Below are 19,790 nucleotides of genomic sequence, written 5' to 3'. Positions count from 1 at the left end.
AATACATTTATATTAAAAAGGAGATAATACGCAATGGTAAAAATAGCACCTTCCATATTGTCGGCAGACTTTTCCAAATTGGGAGAAGAAATAAGATCTTTGGACAGATGTGGGGCGGATTTAATTCACATAGATGTGATGGATGGAAGTTTTGTACCCAATATAAGCTTTGGAGTTCCCATAGTACAGAGCATAAGAAAATGTACCAGATTGCCCTTTGATGTACATTTGATGATACGGGAACCTTCTAGGTATGTAGAGAGTTTTGCAAAAGCAGGTGCGGATATCATAACGGTTCATTTTGAAGCCGACAGTCATTTGGATAGGACGTTGAATTACATAAGGAGTTTAGGTGTGAAGACGGCAGTGGCGTTGAATCCAGCTACATTGGTAGACAATTTAAAATATCTGGTGCCTTATCTGGATATGGTTCTCATAATGTCTGTGAACCCCGGATTCGGAGGACAAAAATACATAGATTACTGTTCTAGAAAAATAAGAGAAGTGAGGGATTTAAAAGATAGATATAACAAAAACTTGATGATAGAAGTTGACGGCGGTATCTCAAAATACAATATAGGAAATGTAGTGAAAAACGGTGCGGATGTAATAGTGGCAGGTTCCGCCGTATTTAAAAATGGGAGGATAAAAGACAATATAGAAATGCTGAGAGAGGGAATTTAACGTGAAAGTGGTTATAGTATCAGGAGGAAGTGCTCCTTCAAAAAAATTGCTTGAGAGAGAACTTAATAAAGATTCAATTTTAATATGTGCTGACAGCGGCGGAAATTGCCTTTATAGGTATAACATACTGCCCAAATATCTCATGGGAGATTTTGATTCCATAGATGGAGAAGTCTTAAATTTTTTTAAATACAAAGGTTGTATTATAGAAGAATATCCCAAGGTTAAGGACTGTACAGATACCGAAATTGTAATTGACAAAGCTCTTGGACTAAAACCAGATGAAATAGTGCTGCTTGGGGTTACAGGAAGCAGAGTGGACCACCTTTTGGGAAATCTGGGTATGCTTTTGAAATGCAATTTAAGTGGAGTTAAGGCTTATATAAAAGATGAACACAATACTATTGAGCTGGTTGACAAATCCACCAGAATAGAAGGTGAAGAGGGTGAAACTTTTTCACTGTATGCCTATTGTGATGTAGTTAAAAATTTAAGTATAATAGGTGCAAAGTACAAACTTGATAACTATGACTTGAAGTTGGGTGACGGCAGGACCATATCAAATGAATTTTTGAAGAAAAGTGCAGATATAGTATTTGACAGCGGGAGACTGCTTCTGATGAAAAGCAGAGACTGAATTCGATTGACAATTGACAGCTGACAATTGTCAATTGAAAATGTGGTAACAATAATGCTGTTTGGTGCATATAATAGTATAGAGCAATTTTTAAGGTATAATGATGTGAAAAAGAGGGGACTCAGAAGAAGAACAAAGAAAAAAATTGGATTAGTAGCTTTGTCCATAGGTGTGGGATTTTTGATGACAGTTATTATTCCCATATGGGGATGGATAATAGCTGCAGGTGCTGGATTGATTTATTGTGGATGGTATCTAATAGAACATCATAAATAAGGAGGTAATTTGATGAAAATTATTGCATTTAAACTTCCAGGTATCCTGTCTGCAATTATAAAATTTTTTACCAGGAGAAAATGATCTCGTATTTATAATAAACACAAGACGCAAAAAATGCAATTGTAACTAAACAACTGCATTTTTATTTTTATATGGCACGTTTAACCTTTCCTGAACGAAGACATCTCGAACAAACATGTATAGTTTTTGGTGTACCATTGACTATAGCTTTGATTTTTCTTATATTCGGAGACCAAGTTCTTTTGGATTGACGGTGTGAATGGCTGTATTGTACTCCAAACGCAACACCTTTACCACATATATCACATTTTCTTGACATTGTAAACACCTCCTTAAGAGTTTTACATGATTCAAACATAAATTATTTTACCACAGAACATGTGATACATGCAAGGGTTGGTTAAAGTTTAAGTATTGGCTTGAATAGTAAAATGCCTTTATGGTATTATAAAATATGATATTGAAAGAGGAGGTTTTTAAATGATAGGCAGTATCGATAAGGAAAATGGATATATAGATTATTCAGAAGAAGTAGTTGCCAATATAGTTGGATTATCCACCATGGAATGTTATGGTGTAGTGGGAATGGCTTCTAAAAGTGCTAAGGATGGTTTTTGGGAATTGATAAAAGGTGAAAATTTAAGTAAAGGGGTAAAAGTTCGCTCTAAAAATAATGAATTGATCATAGAACTGCATATAATTGTAGAGTATGGAACAAAGATATCTGTAATTGCAAATAACATAATACAAAAGGTAAAATACAACCTGGAGAACTATACAGGACTTAAGGTATCAACTATTACAGTGAATGTTCAAGGTGTTAGAGTCTAGGGAGGTAATTTGTAAAAATGGGATACTTAAATATAGATGGGCAGATTTTTTACAATATGGTTGTAAATGCCAGTAATAAACTAGAGGAAAAAAAGGATTTTGTGAATTCATTAAATGTATTTCCAGTACCTGACGGTGATACGGGTACGAATATGTCCATGACGCTTAGAAATGCGGTATTGGAAATAGCTGATGTAAATGAAAAATCCATAGATGTAATTGGAAAACAGCTGGCCAAAGGTGCACTCATGGGGGCCAGAGGAAATTCTGGAGTTATACTTTCTCAGATATTTAGGGGTATAGCTAAGGGTGTTGAAGGCAGTGCCCAGGTGGATTCCGCAGGATTTGCAAATGCGCTTGAGGAAGGGGCAAAATTTGCCTATAAGGCAGTTATGCGTCCTACGGAAGGTACTATATTGACTATCATAAGGGCTGCCGGCGAAAATGCAGTAAAATCAAATGAAAAGGATATAACTGTACTCTTGGAAAAAGTGTGTGATTACAGCAAGAATGTCCTTGATAAAACTCCGGATATGCTTCCAGTATTGAAAAAGGCAAAAGTGGTGGATTCCGGTGGCATGGGTCTTCTTATCATACTTCAGGGAATGTATGAAGCTTTGAAAAACCATATGAAAGGTCTTCATTTGAAGGAAATCAACGGTGCAAAGATTCAATCTGCGGCTAAAAATTTGGGCAAACAGGATATAAAATATGGGTATTGCACGGAATTTATCATACATTCTCGAAAATCAGACATAGATGATTTTAAGAATAAGCTGAAAAAAATTGGAGATTCTATGGTGGTGGTAAAAGATGATGACATAATAAAAGTTCATATTCACACCAACGATCCGGGATGGGTTTTGTCACAGTCAGTTAAATTAGGAGAATTGTCTAAAATAAAAATAGATAATATGAGAGAGCAGCATAGACATATTTTAAATATAGATGATTTTAGAGAAAATTCACCTGCGGAAAAAGAGCAGGGGGAGGAAGAGCATGAACAGAAAACTGAGCCCAAAAAATATGCATTTATTTCAGTGTCCGTAGGAGAGGGCATCAACGGCATATTCAAGGATTTGGGAGTCGACTACGTAATAGAAGGCGGTCAGACTATGAACCCGAGTACGGAAGATATATTAAATTGTATAAATGTGATAAACGCAAAGAATATATTTGTACTGCCTAATAATAAAAATGTAATTATGGCAGCTAACCAGGCCGCAAAGCTTTCGGATAAAACAGTAAGGGTAATATCTACTAAAACTATACCACAGGGAATTACTGCAATAACGGCTTTTAATTCGGATGTGGATTTGGATGAAAATGTAAATGCCATGGAAGAAGCAATGACTACGGTGACTACAGGTTCGGTGACTTTTGCAGTAAGAGATACAAATGTAGATGAAAAAGATATAAAGCAGGGAGATATACTGGGGCTTATTGAAGGTAAAATAAACAAAGTTGGGAAAGACAAATTTCAGGTATGCAGTGATATCATAGATGAAATGATAGGGGATGACAGCGAACTCATAAGTGTATACTATGGTGATAAATGCAATGGGGAGGAGGTAAATAATTTTGTCAAAAAACTTGAGAAAAAATATGAAGACATGGATATACAGTGTTACAACGGGAAACAGCCCCTTTATTATTTCATAGTATCTGTTGAATAAAAAAAGCCCTTGGGCTTTTTTTACTTTTAATTTATTAAAATGCAGTATAGGAAACAGGTGAATATTTTATGGATGTATACGATAATATAAAGAGTATAAAAGGGGTTGGAACTGTAACGGCTAGAAATTTAAACAGGTGTTTTATATTTAGCATATTGGATTTGCTTCTGTATTTTCCAAGGGATTACGAGACGATTTCCAGCTGCTCAAATTTGAAAAGTGGAAGTACTGGAAAAGTTATAGTAAACTGTAAAGTCAAAAATATATGTAGAAATATCAGGACTAGAACTGGAAAAATTATTTCCACGGTGATATTTCAAGGTGAGAATACGGTTTTTAAAGGAAGATGGTTTAACCAGCCGTATATGAAGAACAAATTTAAAATGGACGGCAGATACAGGGTAATGGGAAAAATTCAGAAATTTAAAGGACAGATTTATATGGAAAACCCTGTTCTTGTAAATGGCTGCAAGTCGAATGGTACGGAAGAGAAGATAATACCCATATACCCTTTAAAGTCGGGCATAAATAATAATACATTTATAAAACTTATATCTGAGGTACTCAGTCAAATAAGTATACAGGAAAACCTCCCAAGGTGGATAATTGACAAATATAGATTCTGCAGTTTGGATAGGGCGGTACGCATAATACATGCTCCTGCCGATTTGGAGCAGTTAAACCAGGGAAAGAAAAGGCTTAAGTTTCAGGAACTTTTTACATATTCCCTCAAAATATTGATGCTTAAATACAGCTTTATGAACAAAAGGGGAATAGCCTTTAAAATTTCCCCGGAATTGAAGGAATTGAAAAAAGAAATTCCCTATGAGCTAACTGATTCCCAAAATAAGGTCATAAGAGAAATATTGATTGATGAAAAAAGGCGGTTTCCCATGAACCGGCTTCTGCAGGGAGATGTAGGGAGCGGTAAAACCATAGTGGCCCTCATAGCTGTATTCAATGTGGTAAAAAACGGATATCAGGCGGTACTAATGGCTCCTACGGAGATATTGGCTAAGCAGCATTATACAAGTGCCAAAAAATTTTTGAAAAAATTCAGGGTAAATGTAAAGCTGCTTTGTGGAAGTACTGCCGCTAAAGACAAAGATGAGATAAAACATGAGTTGAAGCTGGGAAAAATAGATTTGCTGATAGGTACCCATGCGTTAATTCAGGAAGATGTGCAGTTTAAAAAGCTGGGAATGGTGGTTACGGATGAACAGCATAGATTTGGGGTTATGCAGAGGAGCAAACTTACCAACAAGGGGGAAAATGTAGATGTGCTCGTTATGACAGCCACACCTATTCCTAGAACTCTGAGCCTGTACTTATATGGAGATTTGAATGTATCCACCATAGATGAGCTACCTGCGGGAAGACAGAAGATAAATACCTATTATAGAGATAGGAATTCCAGAGATAAGGTGTATAGATTTGCCCTTGATGAGATAAAAAAAGGAAGGCAGGTATATGTAGTATGTCCATTGGTGGAGGAAAATGATCAGCTGGATTTGAGTTCGGTGGAAGATGTCTATGAAGAACTTAAAGAAAAATATTTTAAAAATATTCCGATGGATATATTATACGGAAAAATGTCCTCCAAGGACAAGGAAAATACTATGAATAGATTTAAAAAGGGTGAAATTAAGGTAATGGTGTCCACTACTGTCATAGAAGTGGGTATAAATGTGCCCAATGCGGCGGTGATGATAGTTGAAAATGCGGAGAGATTTGGTCTTGCACAACTTCACCAACTGAGAGGAAGAGTGGGCAGGGGAAAATATAAATCCTACTGTATATTGATTGCAGATATTAAAAATGACATAATAAGAAAAAGAATGGAAATAATGGAATCCAGCAATGATGGTTTTTTTATTTCAGAAGAGGATTTAAAATTAAGAGGGGCAGGAGAAATTTTTGGACTTAAACAGCATGGTGAAGATGAGCTGGTTTTATCAAATTTAGTGGATGATATAGATATATTTAGGAGGGCTAATTTAGAGGCTAAAAGACTTTTGAAAAGTTCAGATCCGGAAGATATAAGAATCAGGAATGAAATACAGAAAAAATTGAAGAGAACTTCAAGATTCATAAGTTTCAATTAACTTATATGAATATATAGGCAAATTTTGAATAATGCAAATATATATGTTAAAATGTTAGGGAATAAATAATATATATGGAAAAATCAAATAGGAGGAAGTTTTATGAGAATAATTTCAGGCCTTGCTAAAGGAAGAAAATTATTGTCTCCTGAAGGATACGATGTTACAAGACCTACTTTGGACAGAGTCAAAGAATCTATGTTTAATATAATTCAAAGTAGAGTTTACGGTTCTAATGTATTGGATTTGTTTGCAGGGACGGGAAGCCTTGGGCTTGAGGCTGTGAGCCGTGGAGCCAAAAAATGCTTTCTGGTTGACAGAGATAGGGATACATTTTCCTGCCTCCAAAAAAATATAGAAAATCTGGGATTTATGCCAAAATGCAGTGCTATGAATATGGATTCCTACAGGGCTCTTGAAAAATTAGGCAGGGCAGAAGAGGTATTTGATATAATATTTATTGATCCTCCTTATAAAAAGGAGATGATTCCACCAGCGGTGGAATCCATTGAAGAGAAAGGCCTATTGGCGCAGGATGGAATTATAGTTACTAAAATCAATACTGATGAAAAAATGTATGTGGGAACTGATGGCATAATTTTAACAGATCACAGAAAATATGGAAAAACTACCCTAGGTTTTTATGAATACGAGGAGGATTAATTTAACATGAACAAGGCAATATGTCCAGGAAGTTTTGATCCTATAACTAATGGACATTTAGATATAATAAACAGATCAGCTAGAGTATTTGATGAAGTGACAGTGGGAGTACTTATTAACCCTGAAAAGAAAGCACTGTTTAATGTGGATGAAAGAGTTAACCTGATTAAGAGGGTAGTAAAAAATATACCTAATGTGAAGGTTGAAAGCTTCAGCGGGTTGTTGATAGATTTTATGAAAGAGAAAAAAATTAAAGTTATAGTGAAGGGACTTAGAGCCGTATCGGATTTTGAATATGAATTTCAGATGTCACTTATGAACAAGAAACTCAATCCCGATATAGAGACCGTATTTATGATGTCAAGTGCCATGAATTCATTTTTAAGCTCTTCATCGGTGAAACAGGTGGCTATGTTTGGCGGATGCATAAGAGGCCTGGTTCCTGAAGAGATAATACCTGATATTGTTAAAAAAATAGATGAGGTGCATAAAAATTATTAATTGACTTTAGGGGGAGAAAATGATGGATGCTATTAAACTTTTGGAATACCTTCAAGAAATTATGGATACTTCTGCTAGGGTTCCTATGACGGGAAAGGTCATGGTAAATAAGAAAGAAATTCAGGAAGTATTGGATAAGATAGTCAACTGTCTTCCCAGTGAGTTAAAAAAAGCACAGTGGATAGTTGAGGAAAAGAATAAAATCTTGACTGAAGCCGTGCAAGAAGCGGATAATATAAAAAAAGAAAATCTGAATTTGTTGAGAAAGCAGATAGAAAATCATGATATTACCAAAGAAGCAAATATGAGGGCGCAGGAAATAATTTCATCTGCACAAAAAAATGCCAAAGCAATAAGGCTGGGAGCCAGGGATTATGCAGATGAAATGCTGAACCAGCTGGACGGAGAGATAACGGATAAAAGCAACGAATTTTTGACAAACTTGAAACTGGAATTCCAGAAGACATTAAATGATTTAGAGGGAAAGATAGATTTAAAGACCGATTCTATAAGGGAAAATATAAAGGAACTAAGGGATATGAAATAATTTCACCGCCTTAAATAGCAGCCAGGGCAATATGAGCAGGGCTAAAAGAACTATAAATATACTGCTTGGTCCTCCTGTAATTTTATAATAGGGCAAAAATGTTTCCTCTGACAATTTGCCGGAGAATAAAGTATAGATTGAGAAACTCAATATGGAACATATAATCCCCTGAAATATTTTACCAACAACATATTTTTTCATGGATATTTTAAATTTGTAAGTAAAAGAGTAGACCTGCGATACAATTGAAGCACCGCTGAAAGTAAATAAAAAGCTTACAATAATAATTTTTAAAGTGAGTGAAGCAGTGGAGGATGATATCAAATTGCATCCGTTGGTCATTTCTATCATTCCGAGAATTGATCCCTCTATTATATCACATGAAATTCCCGTAATTTTTGATATCTGCTGCATTAACAAGTTAAATAAAAAATTGTTTTTTAAAATGTTATTCACAACGGAAAATATAATTACAAATCCTCCTATGGACATGCAATTTTTTATTGCATTTTCAATGCTGCCTTTGAGTACTTTTCCGATATTTTGACTGGCATACACATGCTTTTTACCCTGAACGGGAACTCTGTACGGCTTTCTGGAAGGTATTAAAAATCCCATTATCAGGCATGAAAGCAGATTGGATAAAAGAAGTATATATCCTATGCTGGAATTATTAAGCATTGAAATACCAACGGAACCAAGTACAAATAAAGGACTGGCATTAGAAGCTATATTTAAAAGCCTTTCACAGGTAGGCAGATCTATTAGTTTTTTTTCATGCAGTTCACAGGCGTATTTTGCACCTAGAGGATATCCGCAGAGCATGCTTATTATCAATACGAAACTGCAGTTGACTGGAAGTTTTAAGGGCTTGCAGAGGAATTTTCCCATTACTCTGGAATATATGTACACTCCGTCATAGGATAAAATTATATTTGATACAACCAAAAATGAGAACAAAGATGGGAATACCTTATAGAAAAATAGGAGAGCACCGGTTATCACACCATCTATGCATATTTTGGGAGTTAATATAATCTGCCCTATTAAAATAGTACATAATATAGTTATGAGAATGTTTACGTTCTTTATGCAGAAACATAAAATAAGTACTATGGCGAATATTAAAAGATAAAATAAAATAATCAATGACAGCTACCTACTTTCTAAAAACTTTTGACTAACATATATGCCTTAATAAATTATATTTATAAAGTGGGAGGCTTATTCTAAATTTTATATTATGATTGGGCTTTTGATATAATCGTAGTTGAAAGGTATATTTTTATTTAAGAGACTGTAGGCATTGGTGGCTAGAGTGTCCATTTTCAAGATTTGGCCTGCTCTTTGCGGCATTTTTGTATAGATGGGAAGATGGGAATTCTCTTTAATGGCTCTTAAAATTTTTTTGCCACTGCTGTTGAAACCAAGTACTCTAATATAAGGACATGTATTTTTTCTCAAACTGTCCGTGTCAAAGTGGTCAAACCCTAGAAAAAATTGACACAATATTCTGCTTATTCTGCTGTAGGTGTATCTTTTGGTTTTGGATGATTCTATGATGCCTTTATAGGAATGATTATTTTTTATTGCATTGAAAATTCTATTTTCAATGCCTTCTGATACATCTGGAAGTTTTTTTAAACTTTCTCCATTAAAAAAGTATTTGTATTTTAAATAAGGTACCATAAAGTCTTCAAAAGTAAAGTCATATCCTGAGCAATTCATTCTTTTTAAGGTTGAAAATACACTGCAGGGCAAATTGTTTCTTAAATCATCAAAATTACCTTTTTCCCTTATGAAATTTCTAATGGAAGATGAACTGGAGAAATTATCCTCAATATTTAGGCTGTTGTAAGAACTTCCAATTCTTTTAATACAGACGGGAGTAATATTGCTTTTAAGTCTTGCCAGACTTTTGCAGTATTCAATTGCGAGAATATTGTTGGGTGAGGAAAGTATTTTTTCCAGGCTGCACTTCCCAGATTCAAGATTGTTTCTACTGTGGAAAAATTCAATCAGCGCATTGCTTCTGGCCTGGGGGAAAGATATGCCTGAAGATAAGTTTTTCTTTAAAGTATACCTGAATTCTTCTGGTTCCGAAGATAGTATCTTACCTATTGATTTTAAAAGTTGAATGTCATCACATTCGCTTCCAAAACACAGATTTTTAACTATGCCTAGGTTCTCCAGGAGACTGACAGCGCCAAATGCAAAAAATTCTGCAGAAGACAGACTGTAGAGTACAGGAAGTTCTATAACCAGGTCAATTCCGTTTAAAAGTGCCAGCCTGGTTTTTGCCCATTTATCTATAATGGATGGGATACCTCTCTGGACAAAATTTCCACTTATTACTGCAATTATACCATCACATCCAGTTATGGATTTTGATTTTTCAATATGGTACCTGTGCCCATTGTGAAGGGGATTGTATTCTGCTATTATTCCTGTAATATTCATTGAAGTTTCCTTTCTATTATAGTATTCTATTTATTGAAATATAAAGACTATCATACTAATACATTATAATCCATTAAAGAAATTTTACATATGTATTTATCAAAAAGTTTTATTAAAAGTTTTAAATTTGATAATTTTTAATTGAAAAATACAGTTAAAAAGGATTATAGTATAATTGTATCTAGTCTTATATTACATAATCAATTTTGAAGGGAGAGTCAAAGATGAAATTAATGGATCAAATATGGAATATGGCAAGGGCCAACAAAAAAAAGATTGTACTTGCAGAAGGTGAGGAGGAAAGAACTCTCAAGGCTTGTAAAAAAATAATAGGTAACGGTATTGCCAATATAGTTTTAGTAGGAAATGAAAATACTATAAGGGAAAAAGCATCAAAACTAGGAGTGAATTTAGATGGGATTGAAATAGCGGATCCACAGACTTCAAACAAACTTCAAACTTATGTTAATGAATTTTATGAGTTGAGAAAGAAAAAGGGAATAACGCTGGAAAAGGCGGACAAAATAGTAAGAGATCCCATATATTTTGCTACAATGATGGTTAAACTTGGAGATGCAGATGGACTTGTTTCAGGTGCCGTACATACTACCGGAGATCTTTTGAGACCCGGCCTTCAGATAGTTAAAACGGCTCCAGGGGTACCTATAGTTTCAAGTGTTTTTATAATGGGAGTTCCAAATTGTAAGTACGGCGATAATGGACTGCTTTTATTTGCTGATTGTGCAGTAAATCCATGCCCGGATGAAAACCAATTGGCTTCCATTGCAGTGAGCACGGCAGAGACGGCAAAAAAATTATGCGGGATGGATCCAAAGGTTGCAATGCTTTCATTCTCAACTAAAGGAAGTGCAAAACACGATTTAGTTGATAAAGTGGTAAATGCTACTAAAATAGCCCAGAAAGCTAGACCTGATTTAAAAATAGATGGAGAATTGCAGCTGGATGCAGCTATAGTGCGGGATGTCGCAAATTTGAAAGCACCTGGCAGCGATGTTGCCGGAAAGGCAAATGTACTTGTGTTCCCGGATATTCAAGCAGGAAATATAGGATATAAACTTGTGCAGAGATTTGCCAAGGCTGAAGCAATAGGACCTATAACTCAGGGATTTGCAAAACCAATAAATGATTTGTCCAGGGGATGCAGTTTTGAAGATATAGTAAATGTTGTAGCAGTGACAGCCGTTCAGGCTCAGGGTTAGAAAACTTATCTGGCGAGAAATAATTGATTTTAATTTAGCTATATATTAGGAGGATGTTTGAAATGAAGATATTAGTAATGAACTGTGGAAGTTCATCATTAAAATATCAGCTCATAGACATGAAAGATGAAAAAGTTCTGGCAAAGGGACTTGTAGAGAGGATCGGAATAGATGGCTCTATTTTAACTCATAAGGTCAATGACCAGAAACATATCGTAAAACAGCCTATGAAAGATCATAAAATTGCAGTGAAATTGGTTCTTGACGCCCTTGTAGATAAGAAATACGGTGTTATAGGCAGTATGTCAGAGATATCTGCAGTGGGGCATAGAATTGTTCATGGCGGTGAGAAATATGCAAGATCCGTACTTATAGATGAAAAAGTTATGAAAGCCATTGAGGATTGCATACCACTGGCACCATTACATAATCCACCCAACATAGTAGGGATAAATGCCTGCAGGGAATTGATGCCAAATACGCCTATGGTTGGTGTATTTGATACCGCTTTTCACCAGACAATGCCAAATTATGCTTACATTTATCCGCTTCCCTACGAACTGTATAAAGAATATAAAATTAGAAAGTATGGATTTCACGGTACTTCTCATAGATTTGTTTCCATGGAAGCTGCCAAGCTGATGGGAAGAGACATAAAAGATCTCAAGATCATAACTTGTCATCTCGGAAATGGAGCCAGCATATGTGCAGTGGATAAGGGCAAATCGGTTGATACCAGCATGGGATTCACACCGCTTGCAGGACTTGCAATGGGAACTAGATGTGGAGACATAGATCCAGCTGTAATACCGTATTTAGTAAATACGGCGGATATGTCTATAAACGATATAGATGTTCTCATGAACAAGAAATCCGGAATATTGGGAGTATCGGGAGTTAGCAGTGATTTCAGGGATGTGGAGAGTGCAGCTAATTCTGGAAATGAAAGGGCAAATCTGGCGTTAAATTTATACTACCACAGAGTTAAGTCCTTCATAGGAGCTTATGCCGCAGTCCTAAATGGTGTAGATGCCCTGGTATTTACAGCTGGACTTGGAGAAAATTCAGCTACCAGCAGAGCTGCCATCTGCAGCGGGCTTAGCTATCTTGGGATTAAGATAGATTCAGAGAAGAACAACATAAGAGGAAAGGCACAGGAAATAAGCACTCCTGATTCAAAGGTTAAGGTATTTGTAATACCTACAAATGAGGAACTTATGATAGCTAGGGATACAAAAGAAATAGTGGAAAATAGTAGAAAATAAAAACTTGACTTTTAATGCTCATCTCTATATAATAAATTGTGGCTAATGTGTAGAGGTGAGTATTATGGAATTAAATATATCAGAATTACTTGACAGAGATGTATTGTCAAGAGAACTTGAACTTAAAGTAGAAGAGAAGGGTTTTTACTACGGCGGCGAGTACATAGGATTATTAAAACCTATGGATTTGAAAGGAACTTTAAGCAAAGAGGGAGATATTTTTATATTAGCCGGGAAATTGCAGTGTTTGCTGCAGCTCACTTGTTCCAGGTGTTTCGAAAAATTTCCATATGCTGTAAACATACCGATTTTCGAGAAATTTGCCAATAATTCAGGTGGAGATGAGGAAATCATCCTCCTAGATGGCGGTGTCATAGATATTACAGAGGTATTGGAAAACAATATTATATTGAACCTGCCAATTAAAAGGCTTTGCAAAGAAGATTGCAAGGGTTTGTGTCAAAAATGTGGTACCAATTTGAATTATTCTGAGTGTCATTGCAGAGATGACGATATTGATCCACGATTGGCGAAATTAAAAGACGTTTTTACAAAAGCTTAGCAGGAGGCCAGTCAGCTTCAGCAGTGGGATGAATATTTATTTTGGCACTTTGGCTATTTAGTTATGTTAAGTTTCAGTGATTAAGGAGGTGTTTACTGTGGGAAATCCAGCTAGAAAAACTTCAAAAGCAAGAAAACATTCTAGAAGAGCACAGACTTTTAAATTGAATTTACCTAATTTGGTTGAGTGCCCTCAATGTCATGAAATGAAACTTGCCCATAGAGTATGTAAAAATTGTGGATATTATAAGGGTAAAGAAGTTATTTCAACTGAAAATTAGTAGAGTGATTCCCAAGTTCAGATGTCAGATAAACATGGGAATAACTTATCCGAATTTGATATATAATTTGATATATTTAATGTGTATATTGTGAATTGAATTTAGCTTTTAACAGCCTTCGGATAAAAGAAAGTCTTGAGGCTTTCTTTTTTTATATAATAGTAGATTGTCGATGGCATAGGAGGTAAAGTGTATGGTAATTGCTGTAGATGGGATGGGGGGAGATTTTGCACCTTCAGCTGTAGTTAAGGGAGTGGTTGGAGCTGTCAAGGAAGAAAATATAGATGTAATAATAACTGGTAAAGAACAAAAAATCAGGGAGGAATTATCCAAATACAGTTATCCTGAAGGCAAGATAAGTATTTTAGACACTCCTGAAATTATAACTACTGAAGAAGCACCTGTTATGGCAGTTAGAAGAAAAAAGAATTCGAGTTTAGTTAAAGCGCTGACTCTTGTAAAGGAACATAAGGCAGATGCTGTTGTATCTGCAGGGAGCACGGGAGCGTTCATGGCAGGTGCTACCTTGATTGTAGGGAGAATTAGAGGAATTGACAGGGTGGCTCTGGCACCTATTGTACCAGGTAAAAATGGAAGCTTTATGATTATAGATGCAGGGGCCAATGTGGACTGCAAGCCTCAGTATTTACTGCAGTTTTCACTTATGGGTAAAATATATCTGGAAAATGTTTTGAAAAGAAAAAACCCGTCTATAGGACTTGTAAATATAGGGGTGGAAGAAGAAAAAGGGAATGAACTGACTAAAAATGCCTATGGTATTTTAAAAAAAATGGATTTCAATTTTGTTGGCAATGTGGAGCCAAGAGACATTCCAACGGGGAATGTAGATATATTGGTCTGTGATGGAATGATTGGAAATACTGTTTTAAAAATGTATGAGGGTGTAGCTGTAAATTTATTTGCCATGTTGAAAGATGGGATCATGAAATCCTTTAAGAATAAAGTGGGAGGTCTTATATTAAGACCGGTTTTCAGTGAAATCAAAAATAAGATGGACTATTCCGAATATGGAGGTACTGCATTTCTGGGTTCAAAAGGTATATGTATAAAGGCTCACGGAAGCTCCAGCGGAAAAGCATTTAAAAATGCTATAAAGAGAGCGCTTGATTGTTATTATAATAATGTTGTGGATAAGATAAAATCTGAAGTGGAGAAAATACCTAAAATTGAAGGCAATAATATAAAGAAGTGAAGTTTACAGCTGTTTATTGTTGACGATACATAAGTTATGTAATATTATTTAGGTATAAAAATTTTTGGAGGTGGAATTATGGTTTTTGAAAAAATACAAAAAATAATATCTGAACAACTTGGAATAGATCCGCAGGAAGTAAAATTGGAATCATCTTTTGTTGACGATTTAGGTGCCGATTCACTTGATGTGGTTGAACTCATCATGGCTTTGGAAACAGAATTTGACTTGGAAATACCTGATGAAGAGGCTGAAAAAGTTAAAACTGTGGGAAATGTAGTTGATTACATAAAAGCTCATACTGATGAGGAATAGAGCAAGTGTTTTTAAAGTCCCGTTTAGCATACGGGACTTTAAGTTTCAAGAGAAGCAGCAAAAGGAGAAATATAAATGGGTGAAAAAGTAGATTATATTGAAAGTGTAGAAAGAAAATTAGATATACATTTTAAAAATAGGGAATTGATTGAAATAGCATTAACCCATAGTTCTTATGCCAATGGTAGAAAAGATATAAAATTTAATGAAAGACTGGAATTTTTGGGGGATTCCGTACTACAGCTTTGCATATCGGAATATTTGTTTTTAATGTATAAGGATAAACCTGAAGGAGAACTTACCAAAAAGAGATCTCTTATAGTCTGTGAAAATTCCCTCTATGAGGTAGCCAAAAGGTGGGATATAGGGAGATATATAAGGATGAGTAAAGGTGAAGAGATCACAGGAGGTAGGGAGAGAACTTCTATACTGGCAGATTGCGTGGAGGCCATTATTGCGGCGGTTCATGTGGAGTTTGGATACGAAGTGGCTAGAAAATTTATCATTGATAATTTTAAGGATGTTATAAAAAAGGCTATGGAAAATAAAATAATATTGGATTATAAAACAAAACTTCAGGAAATTCTTCAAAAAAATGGGGATGTATCCATAGATTATATACTTGTGAAATTTGACGGCCCACCTCACAGGAGAAAATTTTATACTGAAGTGTGTATAGATAATAAAGATGTGTTAGGCAAAGGTGTAGGTTATAGTAAAAAAGAATCGGAGCAGAATGCCGCCCATAATGCTTTGAGCAATCTGCAGCTGAAAAGTTAATTATAGATACAGAAATTTTCACGACTTCGGATAGAAATATATTATAAGGAGAGTGGATATTATGAAAAAAAAGACCAGGGATAGAATGACTAGGGCACTTGTGGTTTTTGTAGTGTTTATATTTATACTGGGATTATTGCCGATGCTTTTTAGATAGGGAGTGTCTATTTTATGTTTTTAAAGACTATTGGTATGAAAGGCTTTAAATCCTTTGCGGATAAGACAGAACTGGTGTTTAACGATGGAATTACTTCTATTGTAGGTCCAAATGGAAGCGGAAAAAGTAATATTTCGGATGCAGTCAAGTGGGTGCTTGGGGAACAGAGCATAAAAAATTTGAGAGGGGGAAAGATGGAGGATGTGATTTTTGCCGGAACTCAATTTAGGAAACCGGTGGGATTGTGTCAAGTTTATCTTACCCTTGATAATACTGATAGGAAACTTCCTATAGATTATTCTGATGTCACTATTTCAAGAAGACTTTATAGATCTGGAGAGAGCGAATACTATATAAATAATACACAGTGCAGGCTAAAGGATATAAATGAACTTTTTATGGACACAGGTATAGGGAAAGAGGGCTATTCCATAATAGGGCAGGGTAATATAGAGTCTATTTTAAACGGCAGGCCGGAGTACAGGAGATATGTTTTGGAGGAAGCAGCTGGGATTGTAAAATTTCGCTGGAGAAAAGAGGAATCAGAAAAAAAACTGGAAAGCACTCATGAGAATTTGTTGAGGATAGGAGATATTTTAGAAAGTTATGAGGAAAGACTGGAACCTCTCAAAAATGAAAGGGAAAAGGCAAATGAATTTTTGAGACTTTCTGGGAAACTGAAAGAAATGAGAATAAACCTTCTGGTTCATTCTATTGAAAAGTTAAGGGAAAAAATAAATAGAATAAAAGAATCCACAGACCATACCAAACGTGACACCGGCAAGTTAAATTCAGAATTTGCCGAGTTAAAGTTAAAAGTGACACGATGGAATGAACAAATGGAAAACTTTAACAGGGAAAATTCTACTTATAGAAAAAATTATTATAAAAATAAAGAGTGTGTTCAGAAAATAGACAGCAGTATAAAATTGTTGGCACAGCAAAAAAATAACATAGAAAAAACTTTGGAGAAGGCTGTGCTGGAGCTGGATAAGATAAAAAGTAAGCAAACTGAAAATATAAACCAGAGCAGTATACAGGCTGCTGATATTTCTAAGCTAAAATTGGACGAAAAGGAAATAGACACAGAACTAAAAGAACATTATGATATTGTAAAAAAAATTGAAAAAAATATAGTTGAAAGAGAGAAAAAATATAGAGCCCTGAAGGAAAATGAAATAGAACATTTGAGAAATATATCTGGATTGAAAAATAATATAATTTCAATTGAAAAAGATATAGGCGATATGGGAGAAAAGATTCAAAATATAAGGAATTCCTGTAAAAGTTATGGCGATTCTGTAAAAATTAATTCCAGTACGAAAGATATTATGCTTTCCAAAATAGAGGATATAAAAGGTAATATTAAAAAATATAAAACTGCTGTTGATGAAAGCAGAAGAAAAAATATCAAATTAAATAAAATTTTTTTATCTCAACAGAAAAACCTGAGTGAATTAAATACAACTTATAGTAAGTTGGAGGCAAACTATGCCATGCTTGTCAATTTTGAAGAACACTATGAGGGTTATAATAGAACTGCAAGATCGCTTATGATGGAAATAAAAAAAGGTAAATTAGATGTTGGTGAAAATGATTGTTTCCTGGTGGGTGAAGTCATAAATCTACAAAAAAAATTTGAAATATGTATAGAGATTGCCCTTGGAGGTGCCATATCCAATATAATAACTAAAAATGAAAATATGGCCAAATTTCTTATAAATTATTTGAAAAAAAACAGGCTGGGCAGGGCCACATTTTTGCCTCTTACTACAATCAAGGGCAGAAAGATATTGAATACAGACAGGTTTAAAAATATAAAGGGATATGTAGGTATTGCCAGCGAACTTTTAGAATGCAGAAGTGGATTTAGAGCTGTTATGGATTATATGTTGGGAAGGACGATAATTTGCACTGACATGAACAGTGCTCTTGGGATAGCTAAATCGTGTGGATACAGGTTTAAGATAGTGACTCTTTTGGGGGATGTTGTAAACCCTGGAGGTTCTCTTACAGGCGGCAGTATCAAAAGGAGAAGTAATAACATAATAGGAAGGAAAAGAGAGACAGCTGAAATTTCTGAAAATATGAAAGATATACGTGCTAAGATTGAGAATTTAAATGATAAGATGGAAGATAATAAAAAAGTAATTGATGGGAATAATAAAAATATTTTGACTTTGAAAGATAAAATTTATGATGAAAATATAGAGATGACTAAGATGCAGGGCAAGCTGGATGGCATAAAAAGGGAAAATTCAAAATTACTTGAGAATGTAAAGATATCCAATAGGGAAGTCGATAGAATTTCTAAAGATATTGATACCAATAAAGGCAAATTACAGAAAGAGAAAATGAATTTGGAAATGCTTTACAAAAAACAGGCAGAGGATAATAAAAATATTTCGCAAATAGAAGGGGAATTGGAGAAGAATAAGAAAGACTCTCAAGATAAGATGGGAAAACTTACCCAGCTAAAAATAAAAAAGGCAAAGATTGATGAGAATATTTTAAATAGATCACAGGAGCTGAAAAGACTGGCAGGTGAAAGAGACGAACTGGAATTAAAAAAATCAGGCATAGGAAAAGAAATTGAAAATTGTAGAAAAAATATACATATTTGTGAATTAAAGAAGGCTGACAATTTAAAGAATATAGATAGTGTGAAGCTGAAAATAGAGAAGATCAAAGACTCTGTAAAATCAAACAGTTTGGAGATTACAAGATTAAGGAACAGTGTAAAAAAGCACAATGATAAATTGGAAGATCTGGCACTTGTGATAAATAAGAAAGAACAGGGAATTCACAGAATGCAATTATCTCTTGCTAAGCTTTCGGAAGAAGAAAGAAATATGAGTTTAAAGTTGAAAGATGATCTGGAAATTACCTATGAAGATGCCCTGAAGTATAAGAAGGATATAGACAATTTGAACAGGTATAACAGGGAAATACTGGATTTAAAAAATGCTGTTTCAGGACTTGGAACAGTCAATTTGGGAGCTATAGAGGAATATGATTCTCTGAAGGAAAAAACAACATTTTTGAGTTCTCAAAGGAATGATCTCGTAAAGTCAAAAGGTGAACTTGAAGATGTGATAGACATGATGACTAAAAAAATGAAGGCTCTTTTTAAAGAAAATTTTAGTAAACTGAGGAAAAATTTCAATTTCATTTTTAGAGAACTATTTGATGGTGGAAGTGCGGATCTGGTGCTTGTAGATGGTGATGAACTCACTTCAGACATAGATATAACGGTCCAGCCCCCGGGAAAAAAACTTCAGAATATAAATCTTTTGTCAGGAGGTGAAAAAGGATTATCTGCCATAGCGCTGCTGTTTGCAATACTCAAGCTCAAGCCAACCCCCTTTTGCATATTGGATGAAATAGAGGCGGCACTGGACGAGGCAAATGTAGTTAGATATGCAAAATTTCTTAAAAAATTCTCTGAGGATACTCAATTTATTGTGATAACCCATAGAAAGGCCACTATGGAGGTAAGTGATGTCATGTATGGAGTTACTATGGAGGAAAAGGGAGTTTCAAAGATAGTTTCTGTGGATTTGGAAAATGCCTGTTAAAGTTGGCGGCTGGAAA

General features: G+C 34.9%; 21 protein-coding genes. 18 read left to right on the top strand and 3 right to left on the bottom strand.

Translation table 11 applies throughout. The features are described 5' to 3' along the window. Positions 1 to 33 precede the first annotated feature (33 nt). The 3 genes from rpe to AB8S09_RS00695 are packed head-to-tail and all read left to right on the top strand — an operon-like array spanning position 34 to position 1,597. Complete coding sequence (gene rpe / locus AB8S09_RS00705; RefSeq protein ID WP_294180416.1) at positions 34 to 684, top strand: ribulose-phosphate 3-epimerase; 651 nt, start codon at positions 34 to 36, stop codon at positions 682 to 684. A gap of 1 nt (position 685) precedes the next feature. Continuing rightward, on the top strand, positions 686 to 1,321 hold the full coding sequence (locus AB8S09_RS00700) for a thiamine diphosphokinase (protein WP_294180417.1): 636 nt from the start codon (positions 686 to 688) through the stop codon (positions 1,319 to 1,321). 27 nt (positions 1,322 to 1,348) lie between these two features. Next, positions 1,349 to 1,597: a hypothetical protein gene (locus AB8S09_RS00695; protein WP_294180662.1), complete on the top strand. Its 249-nt coding sequence runs from the start codon at positions 1,349 to 1,351 to the stop codon at positions 1,595 to 1,597. A 151-nt stretch (positions 1,598 to 1,748) separates the two neighbouring features. On the opposite strand, the gene rpmB is transcribed toward AB8S09_RS00695, so the two are convergent. Then, entirely contained in the window at positions 1,749 to 1,940 is a 192-nt protein-coding gene (gene rpmB / locus AB8S09_RS00690; protein WP_294180419.1) for a 50S ribosomal protein L28, read from the bottom strand. A 161-nt stretch (positions 1,941 to 2,101) separates the two neighbouring features. Between rpmB and AB8S09_RS00685 the strand changes: the two genes are divergently transcribed. From AB8S09_RS00685 to AB8S09_RS00660, 6 genes are all read left to right on the top strand, one after another. Further along, entirely contained in the window at positions 2,102 to 2,452 is a 351-nt protein-coding gene (locus AB8S09_RS00685) for an Asp23/Gls24 family envelope stress response protein (RefSeq protein WP_294180421.1), read from the top strand. A gap of 17 nt (positions 2,453 to 2,469) precedes the next feature. After that, positions 2,470 to 4,128, top strand: coding sequence for a DAK2 domain-containing protein (locus tag AB8S09_RS00680; RefSeq protein WP_294180424.1), 1,659 nt, complete (start codon positions 2,470 to 2,472; stop codon positions 4,126 to 4,128). A gap of 68 nt (positions 4,129 to 4,196) precedes the next feature. Then, positions 4,197 to 6,233: an ATP-dependent DNA helicase RecG gene (gene recG, locus AB8S09_RS00675; RefSeq protein WP_294180426.1), complete on the top strand. Its 2,037-nt coding sequence runs from the start codon at positions 4,197 to 4,199 to the stop codon at positions 6,231 to 6,233. A gap of 102 nt (positions 6,234 to 6,335) precedes the next feature. Next, the gene (gene rsmD / locus AB8S09_RS00670) at positions 6,336 to 6,896 is read left to right on the top strand and encodes a 16S rRNA (guanine(966)-N(2))-methyltransferase RsmD (protein WP_294180427.1); all 561 of its coding nucleotides are present in this window, start codon (positions 6,336 to 6,338) and stop codon (positions 6,894 to 6,896) included. A gap of 6 nt (positions 6,897 to 6,902) precedes the next feature. Then, entirely contained in the window at positions 6,903 to 7,397 is a 495-nt protein-coding gene (coaD, locus tag AB8S09_RS00665; protein WP_294180429.1) for a pantetheine-phosphate adenylyltransferase, read from the top strand. Between the two features lie 22 nt (positions 7,398 to 7,419). Continuing rightward, positions 7,420 to 7,944 (top strand): ATPase, encoded by a 525-nt coding sequence (locus AB8S09_RS00660; RefSeq protein WP_294180655.1) that lies wholly within the window; start codon positions 7,420 to 7,422, stop codon positions 7,942 to 7,944. Here the strand turns inward: AB8S09_RS00660 and spoVV are convergent. Continuing rightward, entirely contained in the window at positions 7,927 to 9,093 is a 1,167-nt protein-coding gene (gene spoVV / locus AB8S09_RS00655) for a dipicolinic acid transporter SpoVV (protein ID WP_369868312.1), read from the bottom strand. The two genes, AB8S09_RS00660 and spoVV, sit on opposite strands and share 18 nt — an antisense overlap. A gap of 87 nt (positions 9,094 to 9,180) precedes the next feature. Beyond that, on the bottom strand, positions 9,181 to 10,404 hold the full coding sequence (locus AB8S09_RS00650) for a nucleotidyltransferase (protein ID WP_294180431.1): 1,224 nt from the start codon (positions 10,402 to 10,404) through the stop codon (positions 9,181 to 9,183). Between the two features lie 224 nt (positions 10,405 to 10,628). Here AB8S09_RS00650 and pta point away from each other — a divergent pair, with 224 nt between their 5' ends. The 9 genes from pta to smc all read left to right on the top strand — a co-directional run bounded on the left by pta (position 10,629) and on the right by smc (position 19,774). Continuing rightward, entirely contained in the window at positions 10,629 to 11,624 is a 996-nt protein-coding gene (gene pta / locus AB8S09_RS00645) for a phosphate acetyltransferase (RefSeq protein ID WP_369868311.1), read from the top strand. A 62-nt stretch (positions 11,625 to 11,686) separates the two neighbouring features. Further along, complete coding sequence (locus AB8S09_RS00640; protein ID WP_369868310.1) at positions 11,687 to 12,889, top strand: acetate kinase; 1,203 nt, start codon at positions 11,687 to 11,689, stop codon at positions 12,887 to 12,889. 64 nt (positions 12,890 to 12,953) lie between these two features. Further along, positions 12,954 to 13,451 carry a YceD family protein gene (locus AB8S09_RS00635; protein ID WP_294180436.1) on the top strand — a complete coding sequence of 166 codons (498 nt, stop codon included), beginning with the start codon at positions 12,954 to 12,956 and terminating at the stop codon, positions 13,449 to 13,451. Between the two features lie 97 nt (positions 13,452 to 13,548). Then, entirely contained in the window at positions 13,549 to 13,731 is a 183-nt protein-coding gene (gene rpmF, locus AB8S09_RS00630) for a 50S ribosomal protein L32 (RefSeq protein WP_294180437.1), read from the top strand. 193 nt (positions 13,732 to 13,924) lie between these two features. Further along, positions 13,925 to 14,944, top strand: coding sequence for a phosphate acyltransferase PlsX (gene plsX / locus AB8S09_RS00625; protein ID WP_294180440.1), 1,020 nt, complete (start codon positions 13,925 to 13,927; stop codon positions 14,942 to 14,944). A 78-nt stretch (positions 14,945 to 15,022) separates the two neighbouring features. Continuing rightward, positions 15,023 to 15,259 carry an acyl carrier protein gene (gene acpP / locus AB8S09_RS00620; protein WP_294180442.1) on the top strand — a complete coding sequence of 79 codons (237 nt, stop codon included), beginning with the start codon at positions 15,023 to 15,025 and terminating at the stop codon, positions 15,257 to 15,259. Positions 15,260 to 15,334: 75 nt separating this feature from the next. Continuing rightward, positions 15,335 to 16,039 carry a ribonuclease III gene (gene rnc / locus AB8S09_RS00615; RefSeq protein ID WP_294180444.1) on the top strand — a complete coding sequence of 235 codons (705 nt, stop codon included), beginning with the start codon at positions 15,335 to 15,337 and terminating at the stop codon, positions 16,037 to 16,039. 61 nt (positions 16,040 to 16,100) lie between these two features. Continuing rightward, a complete protein-coding gene (locus AB8S09_RS00610) occupies positions 16,101 to 16,196 on the top strand; it encodes a DUF4044 domain-containing protein (protein ID WP_294180446.1) in 96 nt (31 codons plus the stop codon). Positions 16,197 to 16,210: 14 nt separating this feature from the next. Further along, the gene (gene smc, locus AB8S09_RS00605; RefSeq protein WP_294180448.1) at positions 16,211 to 19,774 is read left to right on the top strand and encodes a chromosome segregation protein SMC; all 3,564 of its coding nucleotides are present in this window, start codon (positions 16,211 to 16,213) and stop codon (positions 19,772 to 19,774) included. The last annotated feature ends 16 nt before the right edge of the window (positions 19,775 to 19,790 follow it).

Source organism: Clostridium lapidicellarium (genome assembly GCF_041224415.1).
GTDB lineage: Bacteria > Bacillota > Clostridia > Clostridiales > Clostridiaceae > Clostridium_B > Clostridium_B lapidicellarium.
This window is presented reverse-complemented; position numbering and strand designations above follow the sequence as displayed.

Bases quoted from the DNA above. Each gene is read 5' to 3' on its own strand.
- AB8S09_RS00610 (WP_294180446.1), top strand. From the start codon at position 16,101: ATGAAAAAAAAGACCAGGGATAGAATGACTAGGGCACTTGTGGTTTTT.
- rpe (WP_294180416.1), top strand. From the start codon at position 34: ATGGTAAAAATAGCACCTTCCATATTGTCGGCAGACTTTTCCAAATTG.
- rpmB (WP_294180419.1), bottom strand. From the start codon at position 1,940: ATGTCAAGAAAATGTGATATATGTGGTAAAGGTGTTGCGTTTGGAGTA.
- AB8S09_RS00680 (WP_294180424.1), top strand. From the start codon at position 2,470: ATGGGATACTTAAATATAGATGGGCAGATTTTTTACAATATGGTTGTA.
- recG (WP_294180426.1), top strand. From the start codon at position 4,197: ATGGATGTATACGATAATATAAAGAGTATAAAAGGGGTTGGAACTGTA.
- pta (WP_369868311.1), top strand. From the start codon at position 10,629: ATGAAATTAATGGATCAAATATGGAATATGGCAAGGGCCAACAAAAAA.
- AB8S09_RS00635 (WP_294180436.1), top strand. From the start codon at position 12,954: ATGGAATTAAATATATCAGAATTACTTGACAGAGATGTATTGTCAAGA.
- rnc (WP_294180444.1), top strand. From the start codon at position 15,335: ATGGGTGAAAAAGTAGATTATATTGAAAGTGTAGAAAGAAAATTAGAT.
- coaD (WP_294180429.1), top strand. From the start codon at position 6,903: ATGAACAAGGCAATATGTCCAGGAAGTTTTGATCCTATAACTAATGGA.
- rsmD (WP_294180427.1), top strand. From the start codon at position 6,336: ATGAGAATAATTTCAGGCCTTGCTAAAGGAAGAAAATTATTGTCTCCT.
- acpP (WP_294180442.1), top strand. From the start codon at position 15,023: ATGGTTTTTGAAAAAATACAAAAAATAATATCTGAACAACTTGGAATA.
- AB8S09_RS00640 (WP_369868310.1), top strand. From the start codon at position 11,687: ATGAAGATATTAGTAATGAACTGTGGAAGTTCATCATTAAAATATCAG.
- AB8S09_RS00660 (WP_294180655.1), top strand. From the start codon at position 7,420: ATGGATGCTATTAAACTTTTGGAATACCTTCAAGAAATTATGGATACT.
- plsX (WP_294180440.1), top strand. From the start codon at position 13,925: ATGGTAATTGCTGTAGATGGGATGGGGGGAGATTTTGCACCTTCAGCT.
- AB8S09_RS00650 (WP_294180431.1), bottom strand. From the start codon at position 10,404: ATGAATATTACAGGAATAATAGCAGAATACAATCCCCTTCACAATGGG.
- AB8S09_RS00685 (WP_294180421.1), top strand. From the start codon at position 2,102: ATGATAGGCAGTATCGATAAGGAAAATGGATATATAGATTATTCAGAA.
- smc (WP_294180448.1), top strand. From the start codon at position 16,211: ATGTTTTTAAAGACTATTGGTATGAAAGGCTTTAAATCCTTTGCGGAT.